The 14,169-nt window shown below is 69.4% G+C and carries 11 protein-coding genes; 6 read left to right on the top strand and 5 right to left on the bottom strand.

What is annotated here, in order from left to right; all coding sequences use genetic code 11:
- The first annotated feature begins 10 nt into the window (after window positions 1-10).
- Entirely contained in the window at window positions 11-1,744 is a 1,734-nt protein-coding gene (locus tag DIE02_RS13325) for a ClcB-like voltage-gated chloride channel protein (RefSeq protein ID WP_221621948.1), read from the top strand.
- Between the two features lie 97 nt (window positions 1,745-1,841).
- Here DIE02_RS13325 and DIE02_RS13330 read toward each other — a convergent pair whose 3' ends face one another.
- A complete protein-coding gene (locus DIE02_RS13330) occupies window positions 1,842-2,462 on the bottom strand; it encodes a TetR/AcrR family transcriptional regulator (protein WP_124485436.1) in 621 nt (206 codons plus the stop codon).
- Between the two features lie 191 nt (window positions 2,463-2,653).
- On the opposite strand from DIE02_RS13330, the gene DIE02_RS13335 reads away from it, so the two are divergent.
- The 4 genes from DIE02_RS13335 (at window position 2,654) to DIE02_RS13350 (ending at window position 9,684) form a co-directional block, all read left to right on the top strand.
- Window positions 2,654-3,763: an efflux RND transporter periplasmic adaptor subunit gene (locus DIE02_RS13335; protein WP_124485435.1), complete on the top strand. Its 1,110-nt coding sequence runs from the start codon at window positions 2,654-2,656 to the stop codon at window positions 3,761-3,763.
- Complete coding sequence (locus DIE02_RS13340) at window positions 3,760-6,909, top strand: efflux RND transporter permease subunit (protein WP_124485434.1); 3,150 nt, start codon at window positions 3,760-3,762, stop codon at window positions 6,907-6,909. The genes DIE02_RS13335 and DIE02_RS13340 overlap by 4 nt, the downstream gene beginning before the upstream one ends.
- A 2-nt stretch (window positions 6,910-6,911) precedes the next feature.
- On the top strand, window positions 6,912-8,528 hold the full coding sequence (locus DIE02_RS13345) for an efflux transporter outer membrane subunit (protein ID WP_124485433.1): 1,617 nt from the start codon (window positions 6,912-6,914) through the stop codon (window positions 8,526-8,528).
- A 127-nt stretch (window positions 8,529-8,655) separates the two neighbouring features.
- The gene (locus DIE02_RS13350) at window positions 8,656-9,684 is read left to right on the top strand and encodes a MerR family transcriptional regulator (RefSeq protein ID WP_124485432.1); all 1,029 of its coding nucleotides are present in this window, start codon (window positions 8,656-8,658) and stop codon (window positions 9,682-9,684) included.
- A gap of 145 nt (window positions 9,685-9,829) precedes the next feature.
- Here the strand turns inward: DIE02_RS13350 and DIE02_RS13355 are convergent, their stop codons facing one another.
- The 4 genes from DIE02_RS13355 to DIE02_RS13370 all read right to left on the bottom strand — a co-directional run bounded on the left by DIE02_RS13355 (window position 9,830) and on the right by DIE02_RS13370 (window position 12,994).
- On the bottom strand, window positions 9,830-10,522 hold the full coding sequence (locus DIE02_RS13355) for a hypothetical protein (RefSeq protein WP_124485431.1): 693 nt from the start codon (window positions 10,520-10,522) through the stop codon (window positions 9,830-9,832).
- Complete coding sequence (locus tag DIE02_RS13360; protein WP_124485430.1) at window positions 10,497-10,721, bottom strand: helix-turn-helix transcriptional regulator; 225 nt, start codon at window positions 10,719-10,721, stop codon at window positions 10,497-10,499. The genes DIE02_RS13355 and DIE02_RS13360 overlap by 26 nt, the downstream gene beginning before the upstream one ends.
- A gap of 8 nt (window positions 10,722-10,729) precedes the next feature.
- Complete coding sequence (locus DIE02_RS13365) at window positions 10,730-11,290, bottom strand: DUF2975 domain-containing protein (protein ID WP_124485429.1); 561 nt, start codon at window positions 11,288-11,290, stop codon at window positions 10,730-10,732.
- Window positions 11,291-11,596: 306 nt separating this feature from the next.
- Complete coding sequence (locus DIE02_RS13370; protein ID WP_124485428.1) at window positions 11,597-12,994, bottom strand: sigma-54-dependent Fis family transcriptional regulator; 1,398 nt, start codon at window positions 12,992-12,994, stop codon at window positions 11,597-11,599.
- Between the two features lie 273 nt (window positions 12,995-13,267).
- Between DIE02_RS13370 and DIE02_RS13375 the strand changes: the two genes are divergently transcribed.
- Window positions 13,268-14,152, top strand: a complete 885-nt coding sequence (locus DIE02_RS13375; protein WP_124485427.1) for an MBL fold metallo-hydrolase — start codon at window positions 13,268-13,270, stop codon at window positions 14,150-14,152.
- The last annotated feature ends 17 nt before the right edge of the window (window positions 14,153-14,169 follow it).

Raw genomic sequence — 14,169 nt, forward strand, 5'->3', positions numbered from 1 at the left:
TCTTTCAGCCGTGCTCTCGTTCCTGCTGAAGCTGCGCACTCGCGCCCAGACGCTGTTCCGCCTGTCGGACGCCCATACGATGCTGATCTGGTCGGCCGTCGTCGGCGTCGGCGGCGCCTTCGCCACCATGGCGTTCCGCGAAGGCATCGACCTGATGCAGCGCCTGATCTCGGGGCACAGCGGCAGCTTCGTGGAGATGGCGAAAAGCCTGCCTTGGTACGTGCGCTTCTGGATGCCGGCCGCGGGCGGCTTCCTCGCCGGCTGCGTGCTGTTGCTCGCGACGCGCGGCGACCGAAAATCCGGCAACATCGACTACATGGAAGCCGTCGCGCTCGGCGACGGCGTCGTGCCGGTGCGGCAGAGCCTGTGGCGCAGCGTGTCGTCGCTGCTGACGATCGGCAGCGGCGGCTCGATCGGCCGCGAAGGCCCGATGGTGCAGCTCGCGGCGCTCGCGGCGTCGCTGGTCGGCCGCTTCGTGCACTTCGACCCGCCGCGCCTGCGCCTGCTCGTCGCGTGCGGCGCCGCGGCCGGTATCACGTCCGCGTACAACGCGCCGATCGCCGGCGCGTTCTTCGTCTCCGAAATCGTGCTCGGCACGATCGCGATGGAGAGCTTCGGGCCGATGGTCGTCGCGTCCGTCGTCGCGAACATCGTGATGCGGGAATTCGCCGGCTACCGGCCACCGTACGAGATGCCGGTGTTCCCGGCCGTGACGGGCGCCGAAGTGCTGCTGTTCGTCGTGCTCGGCGCGCTGTGCGGCGTGCTCGCGCCGCAGTTCCTGCACCTGCTCGATGCGTCCAAGAACCAGTTCAAGCGGCTGCCCGTGCCGCTGCCGGTGCGGCTCGCGCTCGGCGGCCTCGTGGTCGGCGTGATCTCGGTGTGGATTCCGGACGTGTGGGGCAACGGCTACAGCGTCGTGAACCACATCCTGCATGCGCCGTGGACCTGGCAGGCGCTCGTCGCGGTGCTGGTGTTCAAGGTGATCGCGACCGCCGCGACCGCAGGCTCCGGCGCGGTCGGCGGCGTGTTTACGCCGACGCTGTTCGTTGGCGCCGTGTTCGGTTCGCTGTTCGGGCTCGCGATGCACGCGCTGTGGCCCGGCCACACGTCCGCGTACTTCGCGTATGCGATGGTCGGGATGGGCGCGTTCCTGGCCGGCGCCACGCAGGCGCCGCTGATGGCGATCCTGATGATCTTCGAGATGACGCTGAGCTACCAGGTCGTGCTGCCGCTGCTGGTGTCGTGCGTGTTCGCGTATTTCGTCGCGCGCGCGACCGGCACCACGTCGATGTACGAGATCACGCTGCACCATCACCAGGACGCACAGGAACGGCTGCGGCTGCGCACCACCCAGATGCGCGAGCTGATCCAGCCCGCGCAGACGATCGTGCCGCTCACCGCGAGCGTCGCCGACATGACGCGCGTGTTTCTCGAATATCCGGTGAAGTATCTGTACGTGACCGACGACGCCGGGCGCTTCCGCGGCGCGGTCGCGCTGAAGGACATCACGTCCGACCTGCTCGACAAGCGCGACACGACCGACAAGACGGCCGCGCACTACACGCATACGCCGTTTCCGCTGCTCACGCCCGACATGCCGCTCGCGACCGCGCTCGAACGCTTCATGGCGTTCCAGGGCGAACGGCTGCCGGTGATCGAAAGCGAAGCCGAGCCGACGCTCGCGGGCGTCGTCTACAAGACGTCGCTGCTCGACGCGTACCGGCGGATGACCGGCGAGCGGTGACGGCGCCGGTGCGCGACGCCCGATGTGGCGTCGCGGTCTTGTTGATCGCCACGCAGGCCGGCCAACCGTCTGGCCGCCCGCATCGGCGCCCGGCCGTTCAGTCCGGCGCGCGCCCCAGCACGACCCGTGCGAAGAACCCTGCGAGCACCGATTCGGCCACGTCGGCCGACACGTGCTGCGGGTCGGCCGTGTAGTACGACTGCACGCCGTCGCACAGGCACATCAATCCGAACGCGAGCGTCTCCGCCGGCAGAAGCAGCGGCGTGCCCGCGCGCTCGGCGAAGCGCTGGATGAATTCGGCCATCTGCAGCCGCTTGCCGTGCAGGAACTGGTTGAAGCGCACGCGGAACTTCGCGTCACGCGCCGCCTGCAGCTTCGCCTCGCCCCACAGCAGCGAATATTCGTCGTCGCGAAACAGCGTCCGGTAGTACGCGAGCGCCATCGACTCCATCTGCTCACGCGAGCCGCCAATCTCGAAGATCGCCTCGAAATCGGCCCGCACCGAATCGTGGTCGCGCTCGAGCAATTCGAGCAGCAGTTCCGACTTGCTGCGGAAGTTCGAGTAGAACGCGCCGCGCGTGTAGCCGGCCGCCGCGGCGATGTCCTCGACGCTCGCCGCGACAAAGCCTTTCTTCATAAAAATGCGGTGCGCGGCAGTCAGCAGACGTTCGCGCGTCTGGTCCCTGCTCTGCTCGCGAGTTAAGCGCTGAGGTTTCATGGCGCGCAGTCTAGCACCAACTTCCTTTCAGATTCATTTTTGCATTCAGATACAGCACTGTATTAGAATCCACCGCAGTTTCCGAACGACCTCGTTCGGCTGTGTTCGTGTGCGCCGGACTGGCGCCACTCGGGGCAAGCGCCCGCCGCGCTTGCCGGCCTCGTTCCGCTCTCACCTCATCTGGGGGTTTCGTGAATCGCTCCGGTTCCCGCGCCGTGCTGCTGGTCGGCACCGCGCTCGTCCTCGCCGCCTGTCATCCGAAGGAAGCCGCGCCGCCCGCGCCGCGCCCGGTCGTCGCGCTGCCCGCACGCGCCGACGGCGCCGCGGCCGCCGCCACGCTGCCCGGCGAGATCCAGCCACGTTATGCAACGCCGCTGTCGTTCCGCATCGCGGGCAAGATCGTCGAGCGCAAGGTGCGGCTCGGCGATACCGTCAAGGCCGGCCAGGTCGTCGCGCTGCTTGATCCGTCCGACGTCGAGAAGAACGCCGCGAGCGCACAGGCGCAACTCGATGCCGCGTCGCACAGCCTCGCGTTCGCGAAGCAGCAGCGCGATCGCGATCGCGCGCAGGCGCGCGAGAACTTGATCGCAACGGCGCAGCTGGAGCAGACCGAGAACAGCTACACGTCGGCGCTCGCGCAGCGCGACCAGGCGCAGCAGCAGCTCGCGCTTGCGAAGAACCAGCTCCGCTATGCGACGCTCGTCGCCGATCACGCCGGCACCATCACCGCCGAGCAGGCCGACACCGGCCAGAACGTATCGGCCGGCCAAGCCGTCTACCAGCTCGCGTGGTCGGGCGACGTCGACGTCGTCAGCGACGTGCCCGAGGCCGCGCTCGCATCGCTCGCGCCCGGTCACGCGGCGAGCGTCACGCTGCCGTCGCTGCCGGGCCGCCAGTTCGCCGCGAAGGTGCGCGAAATCGCGCCGGCCGCCGATCCGCAAAGCCGCACCTGGCGTGTGAAGCTCACGCTCGCCGCGCCCGATCCGGCCGTGCGCCTCGGGATGACCGCGAACGTCGCGTTCGACGGCGCGCCGGTTGCCGGCAACGCGCCGAGCATCACGCTGCCCGCGACCGCGCTGTTCCACGACGGCCCGCATCCGGCCCTGTGGGTCGTGCGCGCGAAGGACGACACGCTCGAGCTGCGCCGCGTCGACGTCGCGCGCTTCAACGAACGCACGGTCACCGTGTCGAGCGGGCTGCAGCCGGGCGAGCGCGTCGTGCTGCAAGGCGTGCACACGGTCAGCGCGGGCGAGAAGGTGCGGCCGGTCGCCCCGCTGCACGCGGAGGACTTCGCGTCATGAGCAGCCCCCGCGAAGAAGGCCGCTTCAACCTGTCGGCATGGGCGCTGCGCCACCAGGCGCTGGTCGTCTACCTGATCGCGCTCGCGACGCTCGCTGGCAGCCTCGCGTACACGCGGCTCGCGCAATCCGAAGACCCGCCGTTCACGTTCCGCGTGATGGTGATCCGCACGTTCTGGCCCGGCGCGAGCGCGCGTCAGGTGCAGGAACAGGTGACCGACCGGATCGGCCGCAAGCTGCAGGAAACGCCGGCCATCGACTTCCTGCGCAGCTATTCGCGGCCAGGCGAATCGCTGATCTTCTTCACGATGAAGGACTCGGCGCCCGTGCAGGACGTGCCCGAGACCTGGTACCAGATCCGCAAGAAGGTCGGCGACATCGGCCATACGCTGCCGCCCGGCGTGCAGGGCCCGTTCTTCAACGACGAGTTCGGCGACGTCTACACCAACATCTGGACGCTCGAAGGCGACGGCTTCACGCCCGCGCAGCTCCACGACTATGCGGACCAGCTGCGCACCGTGCTGCTGCGCGTGCCCGGTGTCGGCAAGGTCGACTATTTCGGCGATCCCGACCAGCGGATTTTCATCGAGGTGAACAATGCGCAGCTCACGCGCCTCGGCATCTCGCCGCAGCAACTCGGGCAGGCGCTCAACGCGCAGAACGACATCTCGTCGGCCGGCGTGCTGACGACCGCCGACGACCGCGTATTCGTGCGGCCGAGCGGCCAGTTCGACAACGTCGCCACGATCGCCGACACGCTGATCCGCATCAACGGCCGCACGTTCCGGCTCGGCGATCTCGCCACCGTGAAGCGCGGCTACGACGATCCGGCCATCACGCAGATGCGTGCGAACGGTCACGCCGTGCTCGGCATCGGCGTGACGATGCAGCCGGGCGGCGACGTGATCCGGCTCGGCAAGGCGCTCGACGCCGAATCGAAGGATCTGCAGGCGCGGTTGCCGGCCGGCCTCAAGCTGACGCTGGTGTCGAGCATGCCGCATGCGGTCGCGCATTCCGTCGACGACTTCCTCGAAGCCGTCGCCGAAGCGGTCGCGATCGTGCTGGTCGTGAGCCTCGTGTCGCTCGGCCTGCGCACCGGAATGGTCGTCGTGATCTCGATTCCGGTCGTGCTCGCCGTCACCGCCCTGTTCATGTACCTGTTCGACATCGGGCTGCACAAGGTGTCGCTCGGCACGCTCGTGCTCGCGCTCGGGCTGCTCGTCGACGACGCGATCATCGCGGTCGAGATGATGGCCGTGAAGCTCGAGCAGGGCTACAGCCGCGCGCGCGCCGCCGCGTTCGCGTACACGAGCACCGCGTTCCCGATGCTGACGGGCACGCTCGTCACCGTGTCGGGCTTCCTGCCGATCGCGCTCGCGAAATCGAGTACCGGCGAGTACACGCGCTCGATCTTCGAGGTGTCGGCGATCGCGCTGATCGCATCGTGGTTCGCGGCCGTCGTGCTGATCCCGCTGCTGGGCTTCCACCTGCTGCCCGAACGCAAGAAGCACGCGCACGAAGCGCACCTGCCGGACGATCACGAGCACGACATCTACGACACGCGCTTCTACACGCGCTTGCGCGGCTGGATCGACTGGTGCATCGAGCGGCGCTTCGTCGTGCTGCTGATCACCGGCGCCCTGTTCGTGGTCGCGCTGGCGGGCTTCTCGCTCGTGCCGCAGCAGTTCTTCCCGAGCTCCGATCGCCCCGAGCTGCTGATCGACCTGCGGCTGCCCGAAGGCGCGTCGTTCGCGGCGACGCTGCGCGAGACCGAACGTCTCGAGAAGGTGCTCGACAAGCGGCCCGAGATCGACCATTCGGTGAATTTCGTCGGCAGCGGCGCGCCGCGCTTCTACCTGCCGCTCGACCAGCAGCTGCAGTTGCCGAACTTCGCGCAGTTCGTCGTCACCGCGAAATCGGTCGAGGACCGCGAGAAGCTCGCAGCCTGGCTCGAGACCACGCTGCGCGACCGCTTCCCGGCCGTGCGCTGGCGCCTGTCGCGGCTCGAGAACGGGCCGCCCGTCGGCTACCCCGTGCAGTTCCGCGTGAGCGGCGACGACATCGCGACGGTGCGCGCGATCGCCGAGAAGGTCGCGGCGACGATGCGCGGCGACGCGCGCACGGTGAACGTGCAGTTCGACTGGGACGAGCCGGCCGAACGTTCGGTGCGCTTCGAGCTCGACCAGAAGAAGGCGCGCGAGCTGAACGTCACGTCGCAGGACGTGTCGAGCTTCCTCGCGATGACGCTGTCCGGCACGACCGTCACGCAATACCGCGAACGCGACAAGCTGATCGCGGTCGACCTGCGTGCGCCGCGCGCCGATCGCGTCGATCCCGCGCAGCTCGCGGGCCTCGCGATGCCGACGCCGAACGGCCCCGTGCCGCTCGGTTCGCTCGGCCGCTTCACGCCGACGCTCGAATACGGCGTCGTGTGGGAACGCGACCGCCAGCCGACCATCACCGTGCAGTCCGACGTCCGCGCCGGCGCACAGGGCATCGACGTCACGCATGCGATCGACGGCAAGTTGAATGCGTTGCGCGCGCAACTGCCGGTCGGCTACCAGATCAACATCGGCGGGTCGGTCGAGGAAAGCGCGAAGGCGCAGACGTCGATCAACGCGCAGATGCCGCTGATGGCGATCGCCGTGTTCACGCTGCTGATGATCCAGTTGCAGAGTTTCTCGCGCGTGCTGATGGTCGTGCTGACCGCCCCGCTCGGCCTGATCGGCGTGGTCGGCACGCTGCTGCTGTTCGGCCAGCCGTTCGGCTTCGTCGCGATGCTCGGCGTGATCGCGATGTTCGGGATCATCATGCGCAACTCGGTGATTCTCGTCGACCAGATCGAGCAGGACATCGCGGCCGGCCACGGACGCTTCGACGCGATCGTCGGCGCGACCGTGCGGCGCTTCCGCCCGATCACGCTGACGGCCGCGGCCGCCGTGCTCGCGCTGATCCCGCTGTTGCGCTCGAACTTCTTCGGGCCGATGGCGACCGCGCTGATGGGCGGCATCACGAGCGCGACCGTGCTGACGCTGTTCTACCTGCCCGCGCTGTACGCCGCGTGGTTCCGCGTGAAGCGCGACGAACGCGACCCGCGCGACGCCCCGCCGCACGACGGCGGCACGCCCGCCGCGCCGTCGGGAGCCTGACCATGGAACTGTCGATGAACCTGAAAACGAAGGCCGCGCGGGTGCTCGCGGCCGCGAGCCTCGCCGGCCCGCTCGCCGGCTGCGCGTGGTTCGCGCCGAGCGGCGAGCCGCCCGCGATGCCGTCGCCCGCGCATTACGGCGCTGCGCCGCAAGTGCCGCAAACCGTCGCCGCGCAAGGCGTCGCGCAGCAGTTCGACGTCGGCGCGCAGCCCGTGCCCGACTGGTGGACGCAGTACCGTTCGGATGCGCTGAACGCACTCGTCGACGAAGGGCTGCGCAACAGCCCGACGCTCAGCGCCGCCGCGCACTCGCTGGATGCCGCGCGCGAGCAGTTGCGCGGGCAGATCGGCAGCTCGATGCTGCCGTCGATCGACGCCGGCGGCCAGGCCACGCGCCAGCGTGCGCTCGGCGTGCCGATCCCTGCGCTCGGCGCGCCGACGTTGCTGTACGACACGTTCGTCGGGCAACTGCAGGCGAGCTATACGGTCGACCTGTTCGGCGTATCGCGCTTCGCGAACCGTGCACTCGCGAAACGCGTCGACGTCAGCGCGTTCCAGCTCGAATCGGCACGCCGGGCACTCGCCGCGAACATCGTCACCGCATCGATCACGGTGTCGGTGCTCAACGCGCAGATCGCCACGACCGAACGGCTCGTCGCGCTCGCGAACGACCAGGCGCACGACGCGCAACGCCGCTACGCGCTCGGCTCGGCGTCGCGCAGCGACGCGCTGAACGCGCAGCAAAGCGCGGACACCTTCGCCGCGAGCCTGCCCGCGCTGCGCCAGCAGCGCGACTCGGCGCGCCATGCGCTGGCCGTGCTGATCGGCCGCACGCCCGACCGGCCGCCCGCCGATCTCACGCTCGCCGACCTGCACCTGCCCGTGCAGGTGCCGGTGGTCGTGCCGTCAGACCTGCTGCAAAGCCGCCCCGACATCCAGGCCGCCGACGCGGGGCTGAAGGCAGCCGCCGCCGAAGTCGGCCTCGCGACCGCGCAGCTGTTCCCGCAGCTGTCGCTGTCGGCCGCGATGGGCAAAGGCGGTTTCAGCTGGCCGGCGATGCTGTCGGGCGCCGGTTCGATCTGGAACGTCGGTGCGTCGCTGAGCCAGCCGCTGTTCCACGGCGGCGCGTTACTCGCGCAGCGCCGTGCGGCGAAGGCGACCTACGAGGCGGCGGTCGACCAGTACAAGCAGACCGTGCTCGCTGCCTTCCAGAACGTCGCGGATTCGCTCGCCGCGCTCGAGCACGATGCTGAGGCGCTCGATGCGTCGTCGCGGGCCGCGCTGTCCGCGCGCGGCGCGTACGACGACGCGGCCGCCCGCGTGCGGCTCGGCGCGCTGCCGCCGTCGGCCGCGCGAGCAAGCGAGCTGCAGTACCGCAACGCGCGGCTCGACGAGATCCGCGCGACCGGCGCACGCTTCGCGGATACCGCGCGGCTCTATCAGGCGATGGGCACGCCGCCGGTCGACCCGGCCGGCAAAGCCGGCAAGGCTGAAAAAGCCGAAAAGGCTGAAAAGGCTGGAAAGGCCGACCCGGCCGGCGACATCGGCAACGCGGTTCGAATCGCCCCCACCGCCCAGGCGCGCGCGGTCACGCCCGACGCGCCGCCGCCACCGCAATGACCGCAGTAGCGCGCCGTTTGCGTCGGGCGCGCGGGACCAACCCCGCGCGCCGATCCGCGATCTTCCGCTTGACCCTCACGTAGCGTAACGTTCGAGACTCCAGTGTGCGCACCGAACGGAGGACACCATGCGGCTGAAAGTGGGAGAACTGGCGAAACGCAGCGGCCTGACCGTCCGCACGCTTCATCACTATCACGCGATCGGCCTCCTGACGCCTTCGGCGCGTGCCGACAACGGCTACCGGCTGTACGACCGCGACGACATCGCCCGGCTCCACCAGATCCAGGCCCTGCGTCGCTTCGGACTGTCGCTCGCCGAAATCGGCGACTACCTGAACCGGCCCGGCACCCCGCTCGTCGCACTCGTCGCGAGGCAGATCGCGTCGCTCGACCACCAGCTCGCGCAGACCGCGCAGCTGCGCGAGCGGCTCGTGCACCTGCACGCGCAGCTCGCCGCGGGCACGGAGCCGGAGCTGGCCGACTGGCTCACCACACTGGAGTTGATGACCGTGTACGACAAATACTTTTCCGAGGAAGAACTCGCGCGCCTGCCGATGTATCGCAAGAGCCAGGCCGGCGACGCGGAATGGACAGCGCTCGTCGCCGACGTGCGTGCGCTGCACGACGCGGGCGTGCCGCCGGAGGACGAGCGCGCTCGCGCGCTTGCCGGCCGCTGGATGGCGCTGCTCGTGCGCGACACGAACAACGATCCGCGGCTGCTGGCGAAGCTCAACCTGATGCACGAGCGCGAACCGTCGATGCAGTCGAAACTCGGCATCTCGACCGTGCTGCGCGACTATGTGCTGCGCGCGTCCGCGGAAACGAAGATGCGGATCTTCGAGAAGTATCTCGCGCCGGACGAGATCCGCTTCATGCGGGCGCACTTCGGTGAACGCTCGATGGAATGGCCGCAACTGATGGGCGACGTGCGCGACGCGATCGATGCGGGCGCGCAGCCCGATTCACCGGAAGGCCGCGCGCTCGCGCAACGCTGGCTCGACCTGTTCCGCAGCTACGCGGGCAACGACCCGGCCACGCACGCGAAATTCCGCAACGCGATGATGACCGAGCCGGCGCTGACGAAGGACTCATGGGTCGACGACACGCTGCTCGGCTTCATGCGCGAGGCGATGGCGCAGCTTGCGCCGGCGCGTTGAGGGTCCAACGCCCCGGCAGCCCGGGCGGTGCGTGGCCGTTGCGCGCCGCCCGGACACGTCGTCAGGCGAACCGGCTCGTCTCCGGCCGCGCGTCGAAAACGCCGCGCGATCACGTCTCACCGGCAGCGCCGAGCCGCGTGCTTCCTTACCACTTGCAGCCCGTATCGCGAACCGCATCCAGCGCGAGCATCGGGAGTGCGAGCAAGCCGGCACCCGAGTAGGCGCGTCGGCAGTCGGCGCGCCGTGCGTCCGCCACCCCGCTTGCCAGCGTCTCGTCGACCGAATGGCGACGCGCGGCCGGGAGGCCGGCCGCTGCGCCCAGCGCACCGACCGTGGCTGCCGCAGGGCTACGCCCCGTCGCACGACGCGTGCCGATCGTCGCCAGATCACGCCCCCAGTCGACCTCGGGGGTCGGCGCACGCACCGGGCTGCTTTCAGCCGAATCCGGCGCGCCGCCGGTCGTTGCCTGTGCGGGCGCGGCCGCAAGCGAACGTGTCGCCCGGCGCGGCGTCGCCGCTGCGCCGGAACGGCTTTTCGGTTCGCGCGTCCCTCGCATGGCTGCTGTCGGACCGGTGCGCCGGTCGACCTCGGTTGCGGGCGCAGGTTCGGGCGTCACGGGAATCAACCGGACGCTCAATGCAATCCGGCCCGACGACGCATCGACCCGGGCCGCAACCAGCCCGCGCGCCGCCGGCATCCGCTGCAGCGCATACCAACCGATCCCATGCAGCAACACGGCGATCACGCCTGCAACTGCCACGATGCCCGGCCGACGCCGCCGCGCCGCATCGACGACCGGCGGTTGCGGCACGTCAATCCGGCTCGCCGCCGCCGTCATCGCTGAACGCGAGCAGGTCGCCCGGCTGACAGTCGAGATACCGGCAGATCGCCTCCAGCGTCGCGAAGCGGATGCCCTTGACCTTGCCTTGCTTGAGCAGCGACAGGTTCGGTTCGGTGATCCCGACGGCCGCCGCGAGATCCTTCGAGCGGACCTTGCGGGTCGCGAGCATCACATCGAGTTTGACCACGATCGACATCGCGCGCCTCAGACGAACTGCCGGTGTTCGGCATCGAGCTCGCTCGCCTGCCGCAGGATGTGCGCGATCACCGCGATACAGGCCGCCGTGAACAGCGCGACGACGTACGGCAGGCTGAAGCCGATGCTGACGACGCGATGGCCGACCGGCTCGCGAAACGTCGCCCACACGCTCAGCAGCGGTTCGCACAGCAGGCTCAACAGCACCCACAGACCGATCGCGCGCCCCGTCTTGCCGAGATGGCCGGCCGCCTGCGCCGAGAAATAGTCACGCCGAGCGTAGGTCCGGAACAGCTCGCGCAAGTGGCGCAGGCCGCCCGCGAGCGCAACGAGCGGGACGCTCGACAGCAGGATGCCGACAGCCTTCTGCCACCACGGGAACGCACCGACATCGACGCCCAGGTTCGTGACCACCGAATCGGTGAGGCCGAATACGAGGCCGGGCCCGGTGGCCGCGCTCAACGACGGGAACGCCCAGCACGCGGCGTTGAGCACCAGCATGCCGACGATGAACCACAGCGTGACGGTAGCCATGCGCTGACTGATACGGGCAATGCGATCGGAATGCATGCGACCTCCTCGATACGGTGTGAACACGCATCGATTGTAAGCCAGATGATTATCGTAAAACGATAATTATTTTGTGCAGAACAGTCATTTTTTATCGTCAATCATGACAGCCGACTGCCAGCTCGCCCGACCGGCCGGGCAAACGGCGATCGTCGTGCAGGCCGATCGCGCGCCCGCGCTTCGTCATGTCGCGTGGGAACACGGGCCGGGCGTTCGGGTCCGCATTCGGCACAGGCGGCGCGCCGCCGTCCATCAGCTTGCCGCTTGATGCCACCGGTCGGCGGCAGCCAGGCACGACGCGCCCGCTCACCGGTCGCGCACCCCGAGCCCGAGCGCCTTCATCCGCCGGTACAGCGTGCGCTCGCTCATCCCGACGTGCTCGGCCAGTTGCTTGCGCGTACCGTCGAACGTGCCCGCAAGCCGCACGAGTTCCGCGTCCGACACACCGCGCGCGTCCGCCGCACGCGCCGGTGGCGTCACCGACGCCGCGACCAGCTCGGCCGGCAGATGCTCGACGCGAATCGTGCCGTCGTCCGCGAACAGGCACGCGCGCTCGAGCACGTTGCGCAGCTCGCGGATGTTGCCCGGCCATGCATACGCGTCGAGGCACGCGCGCGCGCGCTCGGTCAGCACGAACGGCCGGGCCGCGAACGGCCGCGCGCTCGCGTCGCCCGCGCCGGCGCGCGCGTTCGCGATGCGCCGCAGGATCGACTCGGCCAGCAGCGCGACGTCGCCACGCCGCTCGCGCAGCGCGGGCAGCGGAATCGGGAACGCGTTGATCCGGTAGTACAGGTCCTGGCGGAACCGGCCGTCGTCGATCATCTCGCGCAGCGGCTTGTGGGTCGCCGCGACGAGCCGGAAATCCGCGCGCAGCGCCTCGACGCCGCCGACGCGCCGGAACGTCCCCGACTCGATCAGCCGCAGCAGCTTCACCTGCATCGGCAGCGGCACGTCGCCGATCTCGTCGAGAAACAGCGTGCCGCCCTGCGCGGTCTCGACGAGGCCCGGCTTGCGCTGGTTCGCACCCGTAAACGCGCCCTTCTCGTAGCCGAACAGTTCGCTCTCGAACAGGGTCTCGGCGATGCCCGAACAGTCGACCACCACGAACGGCCCCATCGCACGCTCGCTCGCCTCGTGCAGCGCCCGCGCGAACAGTTCCTTGCCGGTACCCGATTCGCCGAGCAGCAGCACGGGCAGCATCGACGGCGCGACGCGCTGCAGCGCGCCGAGCGCCGCATTGAACGCGTCTGCGCCGCCGACGAGCCCTTCCGCACTCGGCTGCGCCGACGCGCTGCGCACCGTCGTCAGCCGCTCGACGTAGGCGATCACGTCGCCGCGCGCATCGAAGATCGGCCGCAACTCCACGTCGACGTGCTCGGGGCCGCGCGGCGTATGGTGTATGTGCAGCACGCGGTTCAGGCTGCGCGACTCGCGCGCCTGCTTCATCGGGCAATGCTCGCCCGCCTGGTCGCACGGCACGTCGTAATGATGCGAAACCCGGAAGCAGTGCCGGCCGACGTGCTCGACGCCCGCCACGCCGAACTGGCGCCGGTACGCATCGTTCGCGGCGAGGATGCGGTAGTCGGGATCGACGACGATCATCGGCTGCGGATCCTGTTCCAGATACGCGACGAGCGCGCGCACGTCGGGCATGACGTCGCGCGACGGCGCGGGAACGATCGGAATGGTGTCGTGCGGATTCATCGGGAGGCTCGGAGACGGATGGGCGGACGGACTGCCAGGCGGACTGCCAGGCGGACTGCCAGGCGGACTGCCAATTCTGCCACGACGCTGCCAGATATGGCAGTCGACGTCGACGGCGCCCCGTCGCCGGTGCCTGCGACCCACCGCGGCCACGCCAAAAATCCGAGCCGAATCAATTACCTGCCACATCATCCGGCAGCGCGGCGCGAATTGGCATGCTTCTTGATCATGGGATGTCCGATTGCAGACGCAGAACCCGATCGAGGACATCCCGTGAGCCATGCCCCCCAGCTGTCGGTCGAAGGCTTTTTCGACCCGGCGACCCACACCGTCAGCTATCTGCTGCTCGACACCGAAAGCCGTGCGTGCGCGCTGATCGACAGCGTGCTCGACTACGATCCGAAATCCGGCCGCACGCACACCGCCAGCGCCGACCGGCTGATCGCGCGCGTCGCCGAACTCGGCGCGACCGTCCACTGGCTGCTGGAAACGCACGTGCATGCCGACCATCTGTCGGCCGCGCCGTACCTGAAGGCGCATGTCGGCGGACAGATCGCGATCGGTGCCCACGTGCGCCGCGTGCAACACGTATTCGGCACGCTGTTCAACGCCGGCCCCGGCTTCGCGCAGGACGGCCGCCAGTTCGACCGCCTGCTCGACGACGGCGACACGCTCGCGCTCGGCGCGCTGACGATCCGCGCGCTGCACACGCCGGGCCATACGCCGGCGTGCCTGACCTACTGCGTCGACGACGCGACGCAGCGCGCGGCGTTCGTCGGCGACACGCTGTTCATGCCCGACTACGGCACCGCCCGCTGCGACTTCCCGGGCGGCGACGCGCGCACGCTGTACCGTTCGATCGCGCGCGTGCTCGCCCTGCCGCCCGACACGCGCCTGTATCTGTGCCACGACTACCAGCCGGGCGGCCGCGACGTGCAGTTCGTGACGACGGTGGCCGAGCAGCGTCGCGCGAACGTGCACGTGAAGGACGGCGTGACCGAGGACGATTTCGTCGCCATGCGCACCGCGCGCGACGCGACGCTCGACATGCCCGTGCTGATGCTGCCGTCGGTGCAGGTCAACATGCGCGCCGGCCACCTGCCCGAGCCCGAAAACAATGGCGTGCGCTACCTGAAGATCCCGCTCGACGCGATCTGAGCCGCCGCCCCGACCGG

Source organism: Burkholderia sp. Bp8991, from assembly GCF_003853795.1.
Taxonomy (GTDB): domain Bacteria; phylum Pseudomonadota; class Gammaproteobacteria; order Burkholderiales; family Burkholderiaceae; genus Burkholderia.